This is a genomic window from Ancylobacter sp. Lp-2, from assembly GCF_020523795.1.
GTDB lineage: Bacteria > Pseudomonadota > Alphaproteobacteria > Rhizobiales > Xanthobacteraceae > Ancylobacter.
In genome coordinates, this window is sequence record NZ_JAJALI010000005.1 from 231,348 (window position 1) to 253,350 (window position 22,003).

Genomic DNA, 22,003 nt, shown 5'->3' on the forward strand with positions numbered 1-22,003 from the left:
TTGTGCATATCATCAAGGGAATCGCGAGAAAATTCTGCTCAAAAATTGACCACAACAAACTGCGCCAACTATCTCGACCAATTTTATCCGACCATATGCGGCACCGTTTCGCTTGACCAAATCTCGTGGTTCTGGCTTTTTGGTTGAGAACGACGGACATGTCGGCGCGGTCAGCGCCATTGCGGGAGAATCCGGCATGCCGAGCCCCGGACCAGGACCCGACCGATCATTCGCCCCCACGCCGGCGGCAGTCCAGCGCGCGTTCGCCATCCTTGGACGCGCAGACCAGATCGATGGCCGGCTCGGCGGCACCGGCACGACGGGCGAGCGCGATTTCGCTGCGCGTCGAGACATCGGCGCCGGCAAAACCGCACCACAGACGCTGGATCGGCATGCGGTCCTGCTTGTCGTTGAGCAGGAACACCTCGCCGGTCGCCGGCTTCGACCAGAATTTCGCATCGAAGCGGCCGCCCGGCGACAGCATGCCGATCTTGGCCGAATACCAGTGCGCGATGGCGGCCGAGCAGGTGACGGGCCGGCGCGTCGCGTTCTCGATGTGGAAGGTGACGGCGACGAGCCCTTCCACGCCCCGTTCGACCACGAGGGCCTCCTCGGCCTTCGCCGACGAAGCAGCCGCAGAAGACAATAAGCATAGAATAACAAAAATTCTTAGCATACCCACGTGACTCCAAACATTAATGTCCCTGAAATAGTATAAAATGTCCAAGCATGGAATATAAATTTCCAGCGGACCATAAAGAGGACCTTCCATGAAAAAGACCATTCTGCACGGCATGGCGGTTGCCCTGCTGCTCGGTGCGGCTTCTTTCGCTCACGCGGCCGAGCTGAAGTCGATCGCCATCCTGACGCCGGAGCCCGGCACCGATTACGGCTGGAATCAGCAGGGCATCGATGCCGCCAAGGCGGCCGGCAAGGCGGCCGGCGTCGAGGTACTGGTCGCCGACAATCTCGGCTATGGCGACGTGCGCCCGACGCTGCGCGAAATGGCGCAGGACGGCGCCGGCCTGCTGATCGCCCATGCCAGCGGCTACAACACCTCCGCCCCGGAAATCGGCGAGGAAATGAAGGTGCCGGTCGCTATCGTCGACCGCCCCGACGCCAAGAAGGCCGGCGCGGTCGCCGACTACACCGCCAGCGGCCATGAGGGCGCCTATCTCGCCGGCCGCCTCGCCGCCAAGACGAGCAAGACCGGGACGGTCGGCATCGTGGTGTCCGGCGAGCCGCCGTCGTGGAACTCGCAGTCCGCCGCCTTCGCGGAAGGGGCGAAGGCCGAGAAGGCCGGCATCAATGTGCGCTACGCGGTGATCGGCCCGGCGGCCTATTCCGACGCGGCGGGCGGCAAGCGCGTCACCGAGGCGCTGATCGCCGCCGGCGCCGACATCATCTTCGGCCAGGGCAACGGCTCGTCCTTCGGCATGCTGCAGGCGGTGGAGACCAACAAGGCGACCAATGGCGGCCCGGTCTATTTCATCGACGTGATCGGCGACAAGACCGCCATCGACAAGGGCAATCTGCTCTCCTCGGTGGTGTGGAACCTGGAGCCGGTCTATGCGGGGATGATCGCCGACCTCAAGGCCGGCACCTACGGCTCGCACAATTACGACATCAACCTCAAGGACGGCTCGGTCAAGCTGCTGAAGACCAAGCACATTCCCGATGACGTCTGGGCGCAGATCGAGGCGCTGAAAAAGGATATCATCGACGGCAAGATCAAGGTGACGGCGAAGTACGACGCCGACAGCGTGCACAAGCTGGTGTCGCAGCTGCCGCAGTGACCTCCGGATCGTCGCGGGTGCCGCCAGCGGCGCCCGCGACATGCCCAGCGACGCGTTGTGTCGCCTCCTGTTCCGACGGCGTCTGGCGCCCGTGCGCCGGCGGCCGTCCCCTGTTCGGATCATGACCCAGACCCTCAGTCCCTCAGAGCCATTGGCCGATGCCCGGCCGGTCGTCTCGCTCGATCACGTCACCAAGCGCTTTCCCGGCGTGGTGGCGAATGACCGCGTCTCGTTCGACCTCTGGCCGGGCGAGGTGCATGTGCTGCTCGGCGAGAACGGCGCCGGCAAGTCGACGCTGGTCGGCATGCTCTCCGGCCTGCAACTGCCGGACGAGGGCGGCGTCCTCGTCGAGGGGCGCGAGGTGCGCATCGCCTCACCCGCCCGCGCGCTGGAGCTCGGCATCGGCACGGTGTTCCAGCACTCGATGCTGGTGCCCTCGCTCAGCGTCGTCGACAACATGGCGCTCGGCGGCAGTTGGTGGTCCCGGCCGGATCGCGACGGCGTCGCCCGCAAGATGGCGGCCGTCTGCGCCGATATCGGCGTGACCATCGATCCGCACGCCAAGGTCGGCTCGCTGTCGCTCGGCGAGCAGCAGCAGGTGGAGATCGTGCGGGCGCTGATGCGCGGCTCGCGCGTGCTGATCCTCGACGAAGCGACCGCCATGCTGACGCCCAAGGGGGCCGACGACCTCGGCGCCTTGATGGGCCGGCTGGTGAAGCTCGGCATCGCCGTGGTGTTCATCACCCACAAGCTCAACGAGGCGCTGGCCTTCGGGCACCGCATCACCGTGCTGCGGCTCGGCCGCAAGGTGGGCGAGATCGCGCCGGAACGGCTCGCCGCGCTCGGCCCCGCCGCCGCCACGGCGGAAATCGTCCGCCTGATGTTCGGCACCGGCGCCACTGCCACTGAGGCCGTCGCCACGACGGTCCGCACGCGACCGAACGGCGCGCCGGTGCTGGAGATCGAGGGCCTCGCGGTCGACGATCCGTCGGTGCCGGTCGCCGGCATCGACCTCTCCGTGGCGCCCGGCGAGATCGTCGGGCTCGCCGGCATCGACGGCAACGGCCAGAAGCAGTTCGCCGAGGCGCTGGCCGGCCAGCGGCGCCTCGCCGCCGGCCGCATCCGCCTCGGCGGCGAGACGATCGAGAGGCTCGACGTCGGCGGACGCCGGCAGCGCGGCCTGCGCTACGTCACCGACGACCGCCTCGGCGAGGGCACGGTCGGCTCCTTCCCCATCTCGCTCAACCTGCTGCTCAAGCAGGTGGGCGAGGCGCCGTTCTGGCGGCGCGGCATCGAGCAGCCCGAGGCGATCGCCGACCATGCGCGGCGGCTGGTCAGCGAGTTCGACGTGCGCACGCCGGGCATCGAGACCGCCATCGGCAAATTGTCCGGCGGCAATATCCAGAAGGCGCTGCTGGCGCGCGAGTTGTCCGGGCCGACGCGGGCGGTGATCTTCGCCAAGCCGACCTACGGGCTCGACGTGCAGAACATCCGCGCCACCCGCCAGCGCATCCGCGAGGCGGCCGATCGCGGACTGGCGGTGATCCTGATCTCCACCGACCTCGAGGAGGTGCTCGAACTGTCCGACCGCGTGGCGGTGATGTCGCGCGGGCACATCGTCGGGGTGGTCGACAACGATGCCGGCGCCCGCAACCGGGTCGGCGAACTGATGAGCGGCGTGACGGCATGAGCGAAACCACACAGATCGGCGGCGACGCCCTCCTCGCCCGGCGCAGCGGCGCCTGGCGCGAGCGTCTCCGCCTCGTCGCCATGGCGCTCGGCCCGGTTCTCGGCGCCATCGTGCTGTCCGGCCTCGTCCTGCTGGCACTCGGCGTCGACCCCATCGCCTATTATGGCTATGTCGTCGATCGCGGGCTGATCAACCCCTATGGCCTGCAGGCGACGCTGACCCGCATGGGGCCGCTGCTGCTGATCGCGGCGGGGCTGATCGTCGCCTTCCGGGCCGGCATCTGGAATCTCGGCGGCGACGGCCAGTTCCTGCTCTCGGCGGTGATCGTCGCCGCGCTCGGCCCGCTGCTGGTGCCGTATCTTCCGGTCTGGCTGGTGCTGCTGGTCGGCCTTGCGGTCGGCGCCATGGTCGGGGCGGTGTGGTCGCTGCTGCCGGCGCTGCTGAAGGCCTATCAGGGCGTCAACGAGATCATCACCACGCTGATGATGACCTTTCTCGGCGTGTCCTTCGCCAATGTGCTGGTGAAGCTCGCCTTTCGCGATCCCGCCACCACCGTGCCGCAGACGCGCACGCTGATCGTCGCCGACCGGCTGCCGCGCCTGTTCGACACCACCGTGTCGAGCGGGCTGATCATCGGCCTCGTCGCCATCGTCGCGGTGCACCTGCTGATGACCCGCACCGCCTTCGGGCTGAAGCTGCGCATCGTCGGCGCCAATCCGCGCGCGGCTGTTCATGCCGGGCTCAACGTACCGCTGCTGACCATGGCGACCTTCGCCCTCTCGGCGGCGCTGGCCGGGCTCGCCGGGGCGGTCGAGATCATGGGCGTGCAGGGCAATGTGCGCGCCGACTGGAACCCGGCCTACAGCCTCACCGTGGTGCCGCTGGTGTTCCTGGCGCGATTCAACGGCTTCGCCTCCATCGCCTTCGTGTTCCTGTTCTCGGTGCTGTCGATCGGTGGCGAGAGCGCGGCGCGGCGCACCGGGGTGCCGAACTTCTTCACCCTCGTGGTGGTGGCGATCCTACTGATCATGCTCGGCATCACCGAATATCTCGACCAGCGCCGCCGCGCGGCCGGCAAGTGAGCGGAGGCGACCATGTCCGGGCTGTTCACTGAAGCTTTCCTCACCTCGCTGGTGCTCGGCGCGCTCACCGCCGGCCTGCCTTTGATGCTGGCCGGGCTCGGCGAGCAGATCTCCGAGAAGGCCGGCGTGCTGAATATCGGCATCGAGGGCATGATGCTGTTCGGCGCCTATCTCGGCTTCGTCGTCGCCTACTATACCGGCTCGGTGTGGCTAGGCTTTCTCGGCGGCGGGCTCGGCGGCGTGCTGGTGGCGGCGCCGATGGCGCTGTTCTGCATCCGCATGGGGCTCAGCCAGATCGTCATCGGCATCGCCTTGACGCTGGGCGCCGAAGGGCTCACGGCGCTGCTGCATCACTTCCAGTTCGCCCAGAGCTATCCCCGCCTGCCGGCGGTGCCGACGCTGGCGATTCCCGGCCTGTCGGCGATCCCGGTGATCGGGCCGGCGCTGTTCGACCGCCCGCCCATCGCCTATCTCGCGGTGCTGGCGGTGGCGGTGACCGCCTATGTCTTCCGCTCGACCCAGTTCGGCCTCTCGTTGCAGGCGGCGGGCGACAAACCGGCGGCACTCGACGCGGCCGGGGTCGACGTGGCGCGGGTGCGGACCTGCGCCGTGCTGATCACCGGCTTCCTCGCCGGCATCGGCGGCGCCTTCATGTCGCAGGTCGGCGCCGGCATCTTCGTCCCGTTCATGACCAATGGCGCCGGCTTCATCGGCATCGTGCTGGCCATGCAGGCGCGCGGCCGCCCGCTGTGGGTGCTCTGCGGCGCGCTGCTGTTCGGCGCCTGCCTGTCGGCTACCACCGCGCTGCAGGTCGCCGGGGTGAGCATCCCGACCGACGTGATCCAGATGCTGCCCTTCGCGGCGGTGCTGATGGTGCTCGTGCTGTTCGGTCGCCGCGCCAGCCTGCCGCCGGCTCTCGGCACCCATTATGTGCGGGGCGCGCGATGATGGCGCCCCGCAAGCCCATCTCAGCCGGCGTCGATAGTGGCGAGCGCCGCCGCGACGCCCGCCCCGACATCCACCTTGTGGCCGAGGGCGTTCAGCGCGCCGCCGAACGCGGTCAACGCGACGACGGCATGGAGCGGCTGCGCGGTCGGGCCCATATGGCCGATGCGGGTCAGCTTGCCGAGCGTCTCGCCACGGCCGGAGGACAGCACGACGCCGTAGCGAGCGCGGATCTCCGCCCGGAGCTGCGCCTCGTCGATGCCGTCCGGTGTCTTCACCGCGGTGCAGGTCGGCGAGGCGAACCTCTCCTCCGCCGGCCAGATCGCCAGCCCCATGGCGGCAATGCCGGCCCGGCAGGCGCGGGCGGTGAGCGCATGGCGCGCCCAGACCTTTTCCGGTCCCTCGGCCAGATAGAGGTCGATGGCCGCCTCCAGCCCGTTGATCTCCGCCACCGAGGGGGTGAAGGGGAACGGCCGGTCGGCGCGCCAGGCATCCTCCCAGTCGAGTATCGACAGGATGGACGCGCGCGGCGCCTGCGGATTGGCCTTCATCTTCGCCCAGGCACGGTTGGACACGCCGAGAATGGTCAGCCCGGGCGGGCAGCCCAGGCACTTGTTCGGGCCGGCGACGAGAAGGTCGATGGCGGCCGATTCGGCATCGACCGCCATGCCGCCGAAGGACGACACCGCATCGACCAGGAACAGCGCGCCATGGCGTCTCACGACGGCACCGATCTCGGCTACCGGATTGACGGTGCCGGACGGGGTATCGTGGTGGCAGGCCGCGACGACGGTGATGTCCGGCCGCTCGGCGAGCACGCGGGCCACCTCGGCGGGATCGATGACGCGGTCATAGGGCACCGCCAGCTCGACGATCTCGGCCCCCGAGCGAGCCGCCCACCCCGCGAAGCCCTTGGAATAGACACCGGACACCAGGTTGAGCAGCACGTCACCGCGCCCGAGCAGCGAGGCGGCCGCCGCCTCCAGCCCGAGCACCGGCTCGCCCTGCAGGACGACCGGCATGGTCTCGGCCTTCACCACGGTGGCGAGCTTCTCGGCCACCCGCTGATACGTCGCCTGGAAGGCGGGATCGTAGTCATAGAGCACGGTGGCGGCGAGGCCGCGCAGCACGGCGGGATAGGCGTCGACGGGACCGGTGGTCAAGGTGAAGACCGGCAGATCGGACGGGGCGTAACGCATGGCTTCGCTCTGGATCGTTGGCGGGTTCGCGGGAGATCCGGTCGTTCGGCGGAGACGATGTCCAACCAAAATTCGACCGAATTCGCCACAATGGTTCAACATTGGCACCAGCCGCGCTCTGGGGCAACTGCGATTGCGTGTGGGCTGGAAGGATCGACCGATCTACGTTTCCGCAACGTTTTTCGAGCTTTTCAGGGGCGCTCTTCCAACAGGGAAGCAAGTGCCCCACAACGGGGGATTGCCGCGACAGAACGTTTTGGTCTCGACCAGATGGCAACCAATATTGTAACTGGGCGGTCCCGCTCGTACATTTGGTGGCGGGATCGGCAATCGCCGCGCCATCAGCGGATCGATGCGCGGCCGGCGGCCCCCACACGAGAACGGATGTAACCTCGATGGACGCGATAGCGGACAAGACCGGGCGCAAGGCGCGCAGGCCGTCCGGAGCCCAGAACCGCTCCGGCGCGGAAGGCCGCGAGCCGGGCGGGATCGAGGAACTGGTGGAATCGATCCGCGGCATCATCGCCCGCACCGGCAGCATGCCGCCGGAACGTGCCGTCGCCGAGGAGCTCAACGTCAAGCGCCACACGCTGCGCCGGGCGCTCGGCGTGCTGCGCGCCCGCGGCGAACTGGAGCCGGCCCGCGCCGGCCGCCGCGCCTCGACCTCCTCCGGCCTCGACAGCAGCCGCAACCTGATCAACTCCACCAATCCGCTGGAGGTGATGGAACTGCGCCTGATGCTGGAGCCGGCGCTGGCACGGCTGGCGGCGCTGCGCGCCAGCCCGGTGGAGATCGACCGCATCCTGCGCGCGGCGACCACCGACCCGGATGCCGACCCGATCGGCGCCGACATGGTGTTCCACAAGGCGATCGCGGCGGGCGCGCGCAACGCCCTCGCCTCCGAGCTCTATGTGCTGCTGCACCGGGTGGCCAGCGACGGCCGGCTGCGCTTCACCGACAGCGATGCCACCCTGTTGCCCGAGCGCGTGAAGCTGCGCGACGCCGAGCACCGGCAGATCGCCGAGGCCATCGCCGCGCGCGATCCCGAGGCGGCCGAGCGCGGCATGTGGCAGCACCTCGCCACCCTCCAGCAGAAGATCGTCGGGCGGCTGGCGCCCGGCGGGCTGACCTAGGCCCAGCTCGCACTTCTCGCCGACCGAGACCTGCCCGCTCCGCGCGCCCTCGCTCGCGGAAACGCCCTTTCCTTGCCTGACGCCTCGCGGAGACGATGCAATGAAGACCTTCGATGTGCTGATTATCGGCGCCGGCTCGGCCGGCAGCGTTCTCGCCGCCCGGCTGTCGGAGAATCCCGACCTCAAGATCGGCCTCATCGAAGCCGGCGAGCAACCAACCGATCCCGATATCGCCATTCCGCAGAAATGGCCCAGCCTTCAGGACCGTCCCTATGACTGGGCCTACCGCACCGTGCCGCAGGCCGGCACCGCCGGGCGGGTGCATCCCTGGCCGCGCGGGCGCATCGTCGGCGGGTCGAGCTGCCTGCATGCCATGGCGCATGTGCGCGGCCACGCGGCGGATTTCGCCGCCTGGGCCGAGGCGACCGGCGACGCGCGCTGGTCCTATGAAGGACTGCTGCCGGCTTTCCGCCGCAGCGAGAGCTTTTCCGGTGGCGAGAGCGCCGTCCATGGCGGCAGCGGACCGCTCACCGTCTACCTGCCCGACGAGGAACTGAGCCCGGTGGTGCGCGCCTATATGGCGGCGGGCCTCGCGCGCGGCGTGCCGGCCATCGGCGACCACAATGCCGGCCCGCTCAACGGCGTCGCGCCCAACTCGCTGACCATACGCAACGGCAGAAGGGTCAGCGCCGCCGATGCCTATCTCATGCCGATTCTCGGCCGGCCCAATCTCGAACTGCTCACCGGCGTCCGGGTGCACCGGCTGATCCTCAACGGCGACCGGGTGACCGGGGTGCTCGCCGAGATCGACGGGCAGCCGCAGCAGCTTTTCGCCGAACGTATCTGCCTGTGCGCCGGCGCCATCGCCTCGCCGCTTTTGCTGATGCGCTCGGGGATCGGACCGGCGGAGGAGCTCAAGGCCGCCGGCATCGCCTGCCTCGCCGACCGCAAGGAGGTCGGCGGCAATCTGCACGACCATTTGCTGACCGCCGGAAACGTCTATCGCGCCCGCCGCGAGGTGCCGCCGTCGCGGCTGCAACATTCCGAATCTCTCATGTATCTCAATGCTGAAGACCCGACGCGGCCGGACGGGCCGCCCGACGTGGTGCTCGGCTGCGTGGCGGCACCCAGCGTTTCGGAGGGCTTCGCCGCGCCGGCCTATGGCTCGGCTTACACAATCCTTTCCGGCGTCACCCACCCGACCAGCCGCGGCCGCCTCACCGTCACCGGACCCGACCTTGAGGCGCCGCCGCGCATCGATCCCGCCTATCTCTCCACCGAACATGACCGCCGCCTCGCTCGGCGGGCATTGGAGCTGGCGCGCGAGATCGGCCACGGCGAGGCGCTAAGTGACTGGAAAGAAACGGAAATCTTTCCGGGCATCGACGTCCGCAGTGAGGCGGAGATCGACGATTTCCTCGCCCGCGCGGTCATTACCCACCATCACCCGGTCGGCACCTGCCGCATGGGGAAGGATGCGGAGAGCGTGGTGGACGCGGGGCTGAAGTTGCGGGGATTCGAGGGGCTCTATGTCGTTGATGCGTCAGTGATTCCTTCCATCACCTCCGGCCCGGTGCATGCGGCGATCCTCGCTATCGCCGAGACCTTCGCGGCCGGATTCGCCGACAAGACCTAGATACATACAATATTGACATTGTACGCATGCGGTCTTATCTGGTGTTAACAGCCGGAAGGAGAGCGTCATGCCTCACAATCCCATGTCCAACGTGCAGTGGCCTCCCTTGTCGCCGTACCGGACCGGTGTGCGTGGCCTGTGTCCGCGCTGCGGCCAGGGGCACATGTTCGAGGGCTTCCTGAAGCTGAAGCCGCGCTGCGAGGTCTGCGGGCTCGATTATTCCTATGCCGATCCCGCCGACGGGCCGGCCTTCTTCGTGATGATGTTCCTGTGCGTGCCGGCGGTGATCTTCGGCCTGTGGCTGGAGATCGCCTATCAGCCGGCCTGGTGGGTGCATCTCGCCACCAGCCTGCCGCTGATCCTGCTCACCTGCATTCCGCCGCTGCGCCCGCTGAAGGGCTGGCTGGTCGCGGCGCAGTATTTCTACAAGGCGGAGGAAGGGCGCCTCGTGCGGCCGCAGGAAAGCGGGCCGGCGGCCTGAGCCGCGCCCGCCCCGGGCCCGCGCCCTAAAGCAATTCCGGCGAACGCCAGCTCGCCGGAATTTCTATAAGTGTTTGTCAACACGCATTTTCTTCACGCGAACCGGCACCACCTCGCCGGAAAACTCCCTAGACGATCATCGGATCGGCGACAGGCCGGTCCGCCAGGATGCCGGCGAGCGTGCGCAGCGCCGCCAGCAGCCGCGCCCGATCCGGAATGCCGCCGAGCGACAGCCGCACGGCGTCGGGCGCCGGTCCCTCGATGCAGAAGGCATCCGACGGCGTGACGCCCAGCCCCTCCTGCCGCGCCGCCTCGATGAGGCGATGGCGGTCCCAGTGCGGCGGCAGCGGCAGCCAGACATGCAGCCCATGCGGATGCGCCCGACCCGGCACCGGCATGATCTCCGCCGCCGCGCGCTGGCGCTCCGCCGCCTCGCGACGGATACCGCCGAGCAGTTCCTCCGCCACGCCGAGGCGGATCCAGTGCACCGCCAGCGCCGTCATCAGCGGCGACGGCATCAGGATCAGCCCCCGCAGCGCCGTCACCAGCGCCTCGCTCTGCCGCGCCGACGGCGCCACCACGAAGGCGGTGCGCAGGCCCGGCGTCAGCGTCTTGGACAGGGTGGCGACGTAATAGGTCTGCTCCGGCGCCAGCGCGGCGAGCGGCGGCGGCGCATCTCCGGCGAGGCGTCCATAGGGATCGTCCTCGATGATCTCGACGCCGCGCTGCCGCGCGATGCGGGCGATCGCCTCCCGGCGGGCGGCGGAGAGGGTGACGGCGGTGGGGTTCTGGATGGTCGGCGTGAGATAGAGCAGCCGGGCGCCGCTGGCGGCCAGCGCCGCCTCCAGCGCGTCGGGCAACATGCCCTCCTCATCGCCTTCCGCCACCTGAAGGCGCAGGCCCAGTTGCCGTGCCGCCGTGCGCAGGCCGGGATAGGTGAGCCGGTCCGCCACCACCGCCTCGCCCGGCCGCGCCAGCAGGCCGAGCAGCGCCGCCAGCGCCGACTGGGCGCCGGGGGCCACGATCAGCCGCTGCGGGTCGACGCCGCCAAGCAGCGGTTGCAGCCACAGGCAGCCGGCCGAGCGGTCGGCCAGCGAGCCGGCGCCGACGTGATAGCTCATCAGCAGGTCGACATCGGAGCGCCGCAGCACCTCAGACAGGCCGTCCTGCAATTTGTCGGCGAGCCGCACGCCCTTGGGCGGCGGCGGGATGTTCATCGACAGGTCGAGCAGGAAGGCGGAGGCTTCCGGCCGCGCCGCGACAAAGGAGCCGCGCCCGGTGACGGCGTCGACGAGGCCGCGATGGCGCGCCTCGTTATAGGCCCGCGTCACCGTGGTGAGGTCGACGCCGAGGCGAGCGGCGAGATCGCGCTGCGGCGGCAGCCGCTCGCCCGGCCGCAACCCGCCGGCGCGCACCGCCTCCTCGATCATCGCCACGATCTGGAGATAGCGCGGGCCCGCCGCCTCGGAGAAGCGCCGCAGCCACGGCAGGATCGCCCCGCTCTTCGCCATGGCCCCTCCGACAGAACCCATACATTCGAGACAATATAGGGCTGACAATAACGGCTTCACGCGCGCGCCGCCAGAGGCCGCGACGCGGCTGTCGCGTCAGTATGGTGCGGTGGACGATGCGGCCGATCCGGCGCGATTTGCGTGATCAGGCCAGCAGCGCGTGGACGATGAGGTCGGCGACATGGGCGCGGCGCTCGTCGAGCTCGGCCTTGCTCTGCAGATTGCGGTCGAGAATCACCGACAGGGTGAACTGGTTGGAGAAGTAGAAATAGGACAGGCCGGCGATGGAGATCCACAACTGCGCCGGGTCGACCCCGGTGCGGAACACCCCGGCGGCGATGCCGCGATTTAGGATGCCCTGCAACAGGCCGATCAGCGGCGAATGCAGCCCCTTCACCCGCGCGGATTCCTTCAGGTGCCGTGCCTGATGCAGGTTCTCGCTGTTCAGGAGGTTGATGAAGGTGCGGTCGCCGATGAAGCTGTCGAAGGTGAAGGTCACCAGCGCCCGCATCGCCGCCTCCGGCGCCAGCTCGTCGAGATGCAGCGCCACCTCGGACATGCGGGCCCGCTCATAGGCGCCTTCCAGCACCGCCAGCCACAGGCCGCGCTTGGAGCCGAAATAATGGTAGATCATCCGCCGGTTGGCGCCGGAGCGCGAGGCGATGGCGTCGATGCCGGCCCCGGCGAAGCCGCGGGCGGAAAATTCCACCGTGGCGGCGGCGAGGATGCTGGCGCGGGTGCGCTCGGGATCGCGCGCGCGTACCTCGCGCGGCGCATCCGTCGTCCCGTCCCCGGCGGGACGAAGCTTGCTGCCGGCTGCCATCTCGTTCACGTCCCCGCCTCCCGTTTTCCCGCCCGGAAGGTCTCCGGCCTTCCTATACGACGGCGCGATGACGGGCGATACAGGTGGACAGCACCTCGTCCATCGGCAGGCCCCACCAGCGCTCGGAGAAGATCTCCACCTCGCTGAAGCCGGCATAGCCGACCGCCTCCACCTGCGCGCGGATGCCCTTCAGGTCGATCACGCCGTCGCCCATCATGCCGCGGTCGTTCAGCATGTCGGCCATCGGCACCAGCCAGTCGCAGACATGATAGGCGAGCAGCCGGTCGCGGCCGCAGCGGACGATCTGGGCGGAGAGCTCGGGATCCCACCAGACATGGAACAGGTCGAGCGCCACGCCGAGCCGGCCGGTGCGGGACGGATCGAGCCGGTCGCAGATATCGAGCGCCTGGGAGGTGGTGTTCACGCAGGCGCGGTCGGCGGCGTACATCGGGTGCAGCGGCTCGATGGCGAGCTTCATGCCGGCCTTGGCGGCATAGTCCATGAGCGCGCCGATGCCGTCCTCCACCATGGCGCGGGCGCCGCCGATATCCTTCGACGGCGCCGAGCCGGGACGGGAGAATTGCGGCAGGCCGCCCACCACCAGCACCAGGCAGGGCGCGCCGAGGGCGGCGGCTTCGTCGACGGCGCGGCGGTTGTCCTCCTGCACCTCGGGCAGGCGGGCGGGATCGGTGGGGAACATGCCGCCCCGGCAATAGCCGGACAGCTTCAGCCCGGTATCGCGCACCGCCCGCACCGCGCGGTCGAGCCCGACGCCCGCCACCTGGTCGCGCCAGGGCGAGATGGCCGGGATCTCCGCGCGGGCGCAGGCCTCGATGATGGCGAGGAGGTCGCCCTGCCGGCGCACCGTCGCGGTGTTGATCGAGAGATGGCGGTGATCGGCGGAGAAATCGCGCAGCACCGGAGCGGCGGCGGCGGGAGAGGTGTGCTGGCCCATATGGGGCTCCTCTAGAATTGGATGGCTATGAAGCCCCTCGCGGACGACGGTGGCTGGGAGACTCCCTCTTTCTTGTCCTCTCCCCAGTGGGGAGAGGTGGCCGCGAAGCGGGTCGGTGAGGCGGCTACATCGGGAAGCGTCGAGCCCCCTCACCCCACCCCTCTCCCCCACGAGGAGAGAGGGCACCCGAACTTGGCCATGCCAGATGCTGAATTCGGCAACAGCCGAGTTCAGTGCGGGGAGAGGGAGCCTGCCGCGCCCAATGCAGATCTCTGATCACCGGCAGCGCCCGGAAGGGCGCGGCTCCGTCCGCCCTCTCACCCCTCCACGCCGCGCACCGCCAGCACGGCACGCATTCGCGCGGCCGCGAGGTCCGGGTCGGCGAGCAGGCCGGCGCGGTCGGCGAGGCGGAACAGCTCGGCGAGGTGCAGCGTCGAGCGGGTGCTCTCCTGCCCGCCGACCATGGTGAAATGGTCCTGATGGCCGGCGAGATAGGCCATGAACACCACCCCGGTCTTGTAGAAGCGGGTCGGCGCCCTGAAGATATGCCGCGACAGCGGCACGGTCGGCTCCAATATGTCGTCGAAGCTCGCCCGGTCGCCGGCCGCCAGCGCCACCAGCGCCGCCGAGGCCGCCGGGGCGATGGCGTCGAAGATGCCGAGCAGCGCGTCGGAATGGCCGTGATCGTCGCCGGCGATGAGTTCGGCATAGTTGAAGTCGTCGCCGGTATACATGCGCACGCCGGGCGCGAGGCGCCGGCGCATGGCGATCTCCTTGTCCTTGTCGAGCAGGGAGATCTTCACGCCGTCGACCTTGGCGGCATGGGCGTTGATCACCGCGACCGCTGTGTCCATGGCGCGGTCGGCGTCGGCATCGCCCCAATAGCCGGCCAGCGCCGGGTCGAACATGTCGCCCAGCCAGTGGATGATCACCGGCTCGGCCACCTGCGAGAGGATGCGGTCGTAGACGCGGATATAGTCGTCCGGCGAGGTTGCTACCTTCGCCAGCGCCCGCGAGGCCATGAGGATGATGCGCCCGCCGACGCCCTCCACCGCCGCGACCTGCTCTTCATAGGCGCGGATGACGTCGTCGAGGCTTTTGGCGTTTTCCGGGGCGAGATGGTCGGTGCCGGCGCCGGAGGAGACGAGGCCGGGCTCGGCGCGCGCCTTCGAGGCCTCGACCGAGCGGCGGATCAGCTCCAGCGAGGTCGGCCAGTCCAGCCCCATGCCGCGCTGGGCGGTATCCATGGCTTCGGCGACGCCGAGGCCGAGGTCCCACAGATGCTCGCGGAAGGCAATGGTACGGTCCCAGTCCACCGCCGCCGTCAGCCACGGGTCGACATCGGCGAGCGGGTCGGCCACCACATGGCCGGCCGAGAAGGCGACGCGGTTCATCGGGCCGGCCGGACGATCGGGGAAATCGCGCGGCACTGATAGGCGGAAGTTCTCCACCCCGCCGCCGGCGAGCGGCAGCGTGACGGAAAGGGCGGTGAGCGTGCGGTCGATGGAGTTCATCGCGTGATCCCCTGCCCGCTCACTCGGCGGCCCGAAGCACGGCGTGTTCGGACTCTTCCAGGCTGGGCACGTCGATCCAGCGGCGCTCGCGCCAGCTCTGCAGCGCGCATTCGACCAGCTGCACGCCCTTGGCTCCCTCGCGCAGCGTGTACTTGTAGGGCGCGTCCTCCACGATGTGGCGGACGAACATCTCCCACTGCACCTTGAAGCCGTTATCGTAGACGACGTTGTCCGGAACCTTCTGCCAGTCGGCGTAGAAGTCCATGGTCTGCTTCTGGTCGGGGTTCCACACCGGGCGCGGCGTGGCGGTGCGCGGCTGCATCACGCAATCCGACAGGCCGGCCACCGCCGAGCCATGGGTGCCGTCGACCTGGAAGGTGACGAGATCGTCGCGATAGACGCGGGTCGCCCAGGACATGTTGATATGGGCGATGGCGCCGCCTTCCAGCTCGAAGGTGGCATAGGCGGCGTCGTCGGCGGTCGCCTCATAGGGCTTGCCCGCCTCGTCGACACGGCTCAGAATGTGGGTGGTGCCGAGGCAGGACACCGACTTCACCTCGCCGAAGCAATTGTCGAGCACGTAGCGCCAGTGGCAGACCATGTCGAGGATCATGCCGCCGCCGTCCTCATTGCGGTAGTTCCACGACGGGCGCTGCGCCGGCTGGCCCCAATCGCCCTCGAACACCCAGTAGCCGAACTCGCCGCGCACCGAGAGGATGCGGCCGAAGAAGCCCGAGTCGCGCAGGAATTGCAGCTTCTGCAGGCCGGGCAGGAACAGCTTGTCCTGCACCGCGCCGTTCTTCACCCCGGCGTCCTCGGCCAGCTTGCAGATGCGCACCGCCTCCGGGAGGTTGGTGGCGATCGGCTTCTCGCAATAGACGTGCTTGCCGGCGCGGATCGCCTTCTCCAAGAGCGCCGGGCGCATCTGGGTGGTGGCGGCGTCGAAGAAGATCTCGTTGTTCGGGTCGGCCAAGGCGGCGTCGAGGTCGGTGGTCCAGCGCTCGATGCCGTACTGCTTGGCCAGCCCAGCGATCTTCTCTTCGTTGCGGCCGACGAGGATCGGGTCGAGCTGCACCTTCGAGCCGTCGGAGAGGGTCACGCCGCCCTGCGCGCGGATCGCCACCACGGAGCGGATGAGGTGCTGGTTCATGCCCATGCGGCCGGTGATGCCGTTCATGACGATGCCGAGGCGGCGGGGGTGCGCGCTCATGCGAAGATCTCCTGTGAGGCGGATGTCGGGGTGAGAGGCGCCAGCGCGTCCCAATCGGGCGCGGCGCCGCTGGCGAAGCCGGGACCGGCGAGAAGCCGGGCGGCGGGAAGGGTTGCGGTGCCTGTGGCGAGGCGCAGGCCGTCCGGCCCGGCCTCGTAAAGCTCGCGGAAAGCGCGGGCGAAGGCCTGCGCCTCCGCAGCCGGCGCCGGGCCGAAGCCGGCGACGTAATGGTGTCCGTTGCGCTCGACATGGGTCAGCCCGAGCGCGGCGACCAGCGCGGTGTCCTGCTGCACGCCGAGGCCCGCCTGACAGGTGAGATCCTCGCCGGTGATGAGGTAGTCCTCACCATTCCGCGCCTTCAGCCGGGCAACGCGGACGGCATTGAGCACCGCCTTGTAGAGGCCCTTGCAGCACTTCGACGACACGCCGCGATAGCCGCGTGCCACCGCGCGGGGGAAGGCGTCGTAGCTGTCGTCGGCCTCGTCGATGATGACGGGCACGCCGATGGCAGCGGCGTCGAGCGGCGTCTGGAAGGTGGTGCGACGGTCGAAGGGCTGCTCAATATAGATGAGCCGGCTATGGAACCGCGCCAGCGCCGGGTCGTCGCGTAGCGTCGCGGCGAGCAGGGCAAGGCGCGCCGGGTCGTATTGCTCGTTGGCATCGAGGCTGGCGCGATAGAGCGGGACCCGTGCGTCCAGCAGCGCGGCGATGGCGCGCAGCCGTTCGAGATCGCCGATGACGTCGCCGCCGATCTTGATCTTGAAGAAGGCGAGCGGCGTGGCGGCGATCGTCTCGGCAAGGCTGTCCGGGCCCTCGATGGCATCGGCGAGCCCGACGGTATGGCGCAGCGCGACCCGATCCACCGGCGCGAGGGCGGCGAGGAAATCCTCGATCTCGGCGGCATCGAGATCCGGGGTCAGCCGGGCGTCGAGTCCGGGCTCGTTGCGGCGCAGCGCCTCCGCGAGGCCGATGCCGAGGCCCTTCAAGAGCGCGTCCAGCACCGCCTTGTCGACCAGCGCCACACCGAAATTGCCGGCGAGGCGGGCAATGCCGCGCTCGTCCGCCCACCGGCCCTGGCGGGCCAGCGCGACGGCGTGGTGGCCGAAGGCGGTGTCGGCGTCGCCGCGCGTGGTGAAGGTCGCGGCAGCGGCTTTGAGGCTGGCGCGCAGATCGTCGATGGTCCGGGCCGGCGACTTGGCCGGGTCCTTGTCGAACCATTTCGGCATCATCATCTCGGCCGCCACGCCCTCGACCCGCCCGATGCCGGGCAGATCGATGATCACCCGGACGAAGGCCTGCGGCGCCGCCTCCACCGCCACCGCGCCGAAGCGGAACGGGTGGGCGAAGGGCATCATCCGCTCGAAGGCGTCGATACGGGCTATGGTGAAGCAGGGTGCCATCGGTTCCGTCCAGCTGGCCGTTTCAGTCCAATTGACCCTGGGCGTAGAAATGGCCGCGTATCTGCCGCGCCAGCGCGGCGAAGGCGGGCTCGCCCATCATCTCCAGCCGGCGCGGGCGCGGCAGGTCGACGTCGTAGATGGCAGCCACCGAGCCGGGCCGCTCACTCATCACCACCACCCGGTCGGCGAGGAACACTGCCTCGGGAATGGAATGGGTGATGAGCAGGATGGTCTTGCCGGTTTCGAAATGGATGCGCTGCAATTCGAGGTTCATGCGCTCGCGGGTCATGGCGTCGAGCGCGCCGAACGGCTCGTCCATCAGCACGATCTTCGGATCATGAACGAGGGCCCGGCAGATCGAGGCGCGCTGCTGCATGCCGCCGGAGAGCTGCCAGGGGTACTTGTTCTCGAACCCCGACAGCCCCGCCGTGGCAATGAGCTTCTTCGCCCGTTCGAGATGGCTGGCGCGGTCGAGCCCGCGCACCTCGACGGGGAGCATGATGTTGCGCAGCACCGAGCGCCAGGCGAGCAACACCGGGCTCTGGAACACGATACCGACATCATCAGGCGGCTCGACGACGCGCTTGCCGTCGATGACGATCTCGCCCTGCGAGGGCGGGATCAGGCCGGCCACCAACTTGAGCAGGGTGGACTTGCCGCAGCCGGAGGGGCCCACGACGGCGACGAACTCGCCGTCGTGGATGTCGAGGTCGATCGGCCGCAGGGAGGACACGTCGCCGTCGCGGGTCCGGTAGGTCTTGGACAGGCCGCGGATTTCGATGAGGCGCTGGCGCGAGAGCGCATCCTTTTGGGGAGCCTCCTCGCGGGCGACGATGCGAAGGGACGTCGACGACATGCCCGTGCTCCTCAGTTGCTCGGATCGGCGGGGAGATAGTCGCGGGTGTAGAAGGCCTTGGGATCGTCCTTGGCCGAGGCGGCGACACCGCCATATTCGACCAGCAGCCCGACCGAATCCTTCATGTTGGCGTCGGTGACCTGGAACGGCCGGCGGTTCTTGGTCTCGGCGGTGCGGTAGAGCGGGATGGTGAGCTGGAAGCCCTCCAGCAGCGTCGGCCGCTGGCCGGCCTTGGGCAGCGCGGCGAGCACGGCGTCGACCGCGCCCTCGGGGTTCTTCTCGGCCTCCTCGAAGCTCTTCGTCGTCGCCGCCATGAAGCGGCGGACCAGATCCGGGTTCTTCGCCAGGAACTCCTTGTTGACGATGATGCCGGACGAGACGAGGTGAATGCCGTAATCGGCGAACATGATCGGGTGGACGTCCTTGCCGGTGGCGTCCTTGATCTTCATGGACTGGTCCATGGAATAGCCGAGCAAGAGGTCGGCCTGGCCGTTGATCACCGCGTTGAGCTTGGTGGTGGCGTCGCCGGAAACAGTGCGGAAGTCGCTCTCCTTCAGCCCGGCGCGCTTGAGGAACAGCGGCCAGATCTGCGACATGGAATCGCCCGGCGTGGTGGCGACCGTCTTGCCCTTGATGTCCTCCGGCTTGGCGATGTTCTTGTCGGTGAAGCCCATCACCGACATCGGGCTGGTCTGCAGCGCGACGCCGACCGCGGTGACCGGAGCGCCCTTCACGGCGGCGCGGATCATGGTCGGCACGTCGGCATAGGCGAAGTCCACCGTGCCGGCGGCCGCCGCCTGGATGGTCACCGCCGAGCCGCGGCCTTCCTGGATGTCGAGGTCGATGCCCTCGGCCTGGTAGAAGCCCTTGGCCTTGCCATAGAAGAACGGCGCGTGCTCGCCATACACGTACCAGTTCAGCATCAGCGTCACCTTGTCGGCCGCCTGCGCCGAGGCGAGCGGGACAAGCGCCGCCGCGGCGATGAGCGCGGCCTTCAGGCTGTTACGAAACACCATGTGCACGTCCTCCCTTGGATGTGTCGCGGAACGGGGCGCCCTTCTGCGAAGGCTTGGTCCCCATCGGCTCGCGGATCAGGTTTCGGATCAGTGGCGTGCGGAACGCGCCCGCACGGAACGCGGGGCGTCAGGTGGTCACGAGGACCTCGTGCCGCTGGCTCGCATGCCAGGGCAGCATGAAACGCTCGACGAGATCGACGATCCAGAACAGGATCACGCCGATCATCGCGAGGATGATGAGCGCCGCGAACATGGTCGGCAGCTCGAAATTGCCGATGGAGCGCTGCAGCACGTAGCCGATGCCGGAATTGGCGCCGACGAACTCGCCGACCACCGCACCGACCACCGCCAGCGTCACCGAGACCTTCAGCCCGGCGAAGATGGCCGGCATGGCGTGCGGCAGGCCGATCATGGCGAAGGTCTGCAGCCGCGTCGCTTTCATGGCGCGGGCGAGGTCGTGCATGTCGCCCTCGACCGACTTGAAGCCCTGCACGCCGGCGACGATGACCGGGAACACCCCGAGCAGGAAGGCGGCGATCACCTTCGGCATCATGCCGAAGCCGAACCACACCACGAAGAGCGGCGCGATGGCGACCTTGGGGATCGACTGCGAGAAGACGAGCAGCGGGTAGAGATAGGATTCCACCGTCTTCGAGCCGGCGATCAGCATGGCGAGCGGAATGCCGATCAGCGCCGAGAGCAGGAAGCCGGACACCGTGGCGATGGTGGTCGGCACCGCCTCGCGCAGCAGCATCGCGCCTTCGGTGCGGAAGGCCTGGATCACGTCCCACGGCGTCGGGATCAGATAGGCGGGGATGTGGAACAGCCGCACCGCCAGGTCCCAGCCGACGATGATCAGTGCCAGCAGCGCCAGCGGCCGCACCCAGGGCGAATTGAGCAGGCGGGAATTGATGAACCGCGCGCCAATGGATGCGCGCGCGGAGCCCTCACCTCGCGAGGACGACGGCATGGCGTATCTCCCTGATCGTTATCCTTCGGCGCTCTGCGTCGCCTTAAGTAACCAACCGTTGAATTACATAATCGATCGCCGCCGATGTCAACCGCCTTGCGTGCAACATGCCGACCGGGCGCTCCCGCCGGCGGCGCGCGGCGCATTGACGGGCAGCGGCGCGGCCGGTCTTATCGCCGCCTTGCGTGCCGCCGACGCCAGAGCCCGTGCAAGAACCCGTGATCGCAGGATCCGCGATGTTTCCCCCGCCCCAGCCGGCGCTTGCGCCCAACAGCCTTGCCTATGAGACGCAGCCGCTGGTGAAGCCGACCGGCTTTCGCGAATATGACGCGCGCTGGCTGTTCGGCAGCGAGATCAACCTGATGGGCGTGCAGGCGCTCGGCCTCGGGCTGGGCACGCTGATCCACGAGCTCGGCGTCACGCCGGACATCGTCGTCGGCCACGATTTCCGCGCCTACTCCGCCTCGATCAAGCAGGCGCTCGCCAACGGGCTGATGGCGGCCGGCGTGCGGGTGCACGATATCGGCCTCGCTCTGTCACCCATGGCCTATTTCGCCCAGTTCGCGCTCGACGTGCCCTGCGTCGCCATGGTCACCGCCTCGCATAACGACAATGGCTGGACCGGGGTGAAGATGGGCGTCGACCGCCCGCTGACCTTCGGCCCGGACGAGATGGGCCGGCTGAAGCGGATCGTGCTCGACGGCGCCGGGCGCGGGCGCGACGGCGGCGGCTACCGTTACGTGCCGGATTTCCCGGAGGCCTACAGCAAGGACCTTACCGACCGGCCGCGCTTCAGGAACCGTATCAAGGCGGTGGTCGCCTGCGGCAACGGCACCGCCGGCGCCTTCGCCCCGCGCATCCTGGAGGCGCTCGGCGTTGAGGTGGTGCCGCTCGACTGCGCGCTCGACTACACCTTCCCGAACTACAACCCGAACCCGGAAGACCTCGACATGCTGCACGCCATGCGCGACGCGGTGCTGGCGTCGGGCGCCGATGTCGGGCTCGGCTTCGACGGCGACGGCGACCGCTGCGGCGTCGTCGACAATCACGGCGAGGAGATCTTCGCCGACAAGGTCGGGGTGCTGCTGGCGCGCGACCTCTCGACGCTGCATCCCGGCGCCACCTTCGTGGTCGACGTGAAGTCCACCGGCCTGTTCCTCACCGATCCGGTGCTGGTCGCCAACGGCGCCAAGGCCGACTACTGGAAGACCGGCCATTCCTACATGAAGCGGCCGGTGAGCCAGAGCGGCGCCCTCGCCGGCTTCGAGAAGTCCGGCCACTATTTCTTCAACGCGCCGATCGGGCGCGGCTACGATGACGGCCTCGTCTCGGCGATCGCCATTCTCGACATGCTCGACCGCAATCCCGGCCGCACGCTCGCCGAACTGAAGGACGCGCTGCCGAAGACCTGGTCCTCGCTGACCATGTCGCCGCACTGCGCCGACGAGACGAAATACGGCGTCGTCGACGCGGTGGTGCGGCATTTCGAGGCGATGGCCGCGCACGGCGACACGATCGACGGCCAGAAGATCCGTGATCTCGTCACCGTGAACGGCGTGCGCGTCACCGTCGAGGACGGCTCCTGGGGGCTGGTGCGCGCCTCCTCCAACAAGCCGGAACTCGTCGTCGTCGTTGAGAGTCCGGTCTCCGAGGCCCGCATGCGGGACATGTTCCGGCTCGTCGACGACGTGCTGCGCAGCCACCCGGAAGTCGGGGCCTACAACCAGTCCATTTGATCGACAAAGGCGGTAAAAAGGCTGCAAAGTCGGATCATCTTCGGCTCCCCT

The 22,003-nt window shown here is 68.7% G+C and carries 19 protein-coding genes; 8 read left to right on the forward strand and 11 right to left on the reverse strand.

What is annotated here, in order from left to right:
- Positions 1-226 precede the first annotated feature (226 nt).
- Positions 227-601: a hypothetical protein gene (locus LGR54_RS14575; RefSeq protein WP_230362720.1), complete on the reverse strand. Its 375-nt coding sequence runs from the start codon at positions 599-601 to the stop codon at positions 227-229.
- A 169-nt stretch (positions 602-770) separates the two neighbouring features.
- Here LGR54_RS14575 and LGR54_RS14580 point away from each other — a divergent pair, with 169 nt between their 5' ends.
- The 4 genes from LGR54_RS14580 (at position 771) to LGR54_RS14595 (ending at position 5,516) form a co-directional block, all read left to right on the forward strand.
- Entirely contained in the window at positions 771-1,796 is a 1,026-nt protein-coding gene (locus LGR54_RS14580; RefSeq protein ID WP_230362721.1) for a BMP family protein, read from the forward strand.
- Positions 1,797-1,917: 121 nt separating this feature from the next.
- Positions 1,918-3,486, forward strand: a complete 1,569-nt coding sequence (locus LGR54_RS14585; RefSeq protein WP_230362722.1) for an ABC transporter ATP-binding protein — start codon at positions 1,918-1,920, stop codon at positions 3,484-3,486.
- Positions 3,483-4,568: an ABC transporter permease gene (locus LGR54_RS14590; protein WP_230362723.1), complete on the forward strand. Its 1,086-nt coding sequence runs from the start codon at positions 3,483-3,485 to the stop codon at positions 4,566-4,568. The genes LGR54_RS14585 and LGR54_RS14590 overlap by 4 nt, the downstream gene beginning before the upstream one ends.
- A gap of 12 nt (positions 4,569-4,580) precedes the next feature.
- The gene (locus tag LGR54_RS14595; RefSeq protein ID WP_230362724.1) at positions 4,581-5,516 is read left to right on the forward strand and encodes an ABC transporter permease; all 936 of its coding nucleotides are present in this window, start codon (positions 4,581-4,583) and stop codon (positions 5,514-5,516) included.
- 20 nt (positions 5,517-5,536) lie between these two features.
- Here LGR54_RS14595 and ppaT read toward each other — a convergent pair whose 3' ends face one another.
- A complete protein-coding gene (gene ppaT / locus LGR54_RS14600; protein ID WP_230362725.1) occupies positions 5,537-6,712 on the reverse strand; it encodes a pyridoxamine--pyruvate transaminase in 1,176 nt (391 codons plus the stop codon).
- A gap of 395 nt (positions 6,713-7,107) precedes the next feature.
- On the opposite strand from ppaT, the gene LGR54_RS14605 reads away from it, so the two are divergent.
- The 3 genes from LGR54_RS14605 to LGR54_RS14615 all read left to right on the forward strand — a co-directional run bounded on the left by LGR54_RS14605 (position 7,108) and on the right by LGR54_RS14615 (position 9,962).
- The gene (locus tag LGR54_RS14605) at positions 7,108-7,845 is read left to right on the forward strand and encodes a FadR/GntR family transcriptional regulator (protein WP_230362726.1); all 738 of its coding nucleotides are present in this window, start codon (positions 7,108-7,110) and stop codon (positions 7,843-7,845) included.
- Positions 7,846-7,945: 100 nt separating this feature from the next.
- Complete coding sequence (locus tag LGR54_RS14610) at positions 7,946-9,481, forward strand: GMC family oxidoreductase (RefSeq protein ID WP_230362727.1); 1,536 nt, start codon at positions 7,946-7,948, stop codon at positions 9,479-9,481.
- 82 nt (positions 9,482-9,563) lie between these two features.
- Positions 9,564-9,962, forward strand: a complete 399-nt coding sequence (locus tag LGR54_RS14615) for a DUF983 domain-containing protein (protein ID WP_230362881.1) — start codon at positions 9,564-9,566, stop codon at positions 9,960-9,962.
- 127 nt (positions 9,963-10,089) lie between these two features.
- Here the strand turns inward: LGR54_RS14615 and LGR54_RS14620 are convergent, their stop codons facing one another.
- The 9 genes from LGR54_RS14620 to LGR54_RS14665 all read right to left on the reverse strand — a co-directional run bounded on the left by LGR54_RS14620 (position 10,090) and on the right by LGR54_RS14665 (position 20,216).
- The gene (locus LGR54_RS14620) at positions 10,090-11,472 is read right to left on the reverse strand and encodes a PLP-dependent aminotransferase family protein (protein ID WP_230362728.1); all 1,383 of its coding nucleotides are present in this window, start codon (positions 11,470-11,472) and stop codon (positions 10,090-10,092) included.
- A 145-nt stretch (positions 11,473-11,617) separates the two neighbouring features.
- Complete coding sequence (locus LGR54_RS14625; protein ID WP_304512003.1) at positions 11,618-12,295, reverse strand: TetR/AcrR family transcriptional regulator; 678 nt, start codon at positions 12,293-12,295, stop codon at positions 11,618-11,620.
- A 52-nt stretch (positions 12,296-12,347) separates the two neighbouring features.
- Positions 12,348-13,211, reverse strand: a complete 864-nt coding sequence (locus LGR54_RS14635; RefSeq protein WP_230362883.1) for a sugar phosphate isomerase/epimerase — start codon at positions 13,209-13,211, stop codon at positions 12,348-12,350.
- 356 nt (positions 13,212-13,567) lie between these two features.
- Positions 13,568-14,764 carry a dihydrodipicolinate synthase family protein gene (locus tag LGR54_RS14640; RefSeq protein WP_230362729.1) on the reverse strand — a complete coding sequence of 399 codons (1,197 nt, stop codon included), beginning with the start codon at positions 14,762-14,764 and terminating at the stop codon, positions 13,568-13,570.
- 19 nt (positions 14,765-14,783) lie between these two features.
- Positions 14,784-15,974: a Gfo/Idh/MocA family protein gene (locus LGR54_RS14645; RefSeq protein WP_230362730.1), complete on the reverse strand. Its 1,191-nt coding sequence runs from the start codon at positions 15,972-15,974 to the stop codon at positions 14,784-14,786.
- A complete protein-coding gene (locus tag LGR54_RS14650) occupies positions 15,971-17,374 on the reverse strand; it encodes an enolase (protein ID WP_230362731.1) in 1,404 nt (467 codons plus the stop codon). The genes LGR54_RS14645 and LGR54_RS14650 overlap by 4 nt, the downstream gene beginning before the upstream one ends.
- A gap of 22 nt (positions 17,375-17,396) precedes the next feature.
- Positions 17,397-18,230, reverse strand: a complete 834-nt coding sequence (locus LGR54_RS14655; protein ID WP_230362732.1) for an ABC transporter ATP-binding protein — start codon at positions 18,228-18,230, stop codon at positions 17,397-17,399.
- An 11-nt stretch (positions 18,231-18,241) separates the two neighbouring features.
- Positions 18,242-19,246 (reverse strand): ABC transporter substrate-binding protein, encoded by a 1,005-nt coding sequence (locus LGR54_RS14660; RefSeq protein WP_230362733.1) that lies wholly within the window; start codon positions 19,244-19,246, stop codon positions 18,242-18,244.
- Between the two features lie 127 nt (positions 19,247-19,373).
- Positions 19,374-20,216 (reverse strand): ABC transporter permease, encoded by an 843-nt coding sequence (locus LGR54_RS14665; protein WP_230362734.1) that lies wholly within the window; start codon positions 20,214-20,216, stop codon positions 19,374-19,376.
- Between the two features lie 236 nt (positions 20,217-20,452).
- Between LGR54_RS14665 and LGR54_RS14670 the strand changes: the two genes are divergently transcribed.
- Positions 20,453-21,952 (forward strand): phosphomannomutase/phosphoglucomutase, encoded by a 1,500-nt coding sequence (locus tag LGR54_RS14670; RefSeq protein ID WP_230362735.1) that lies wholly within the window; start codon positions 20,453-20,455, stop codon positions 21,950-21,952.
- Positions 21,953-22,003 lie beyond the last annotated feature (51 nt).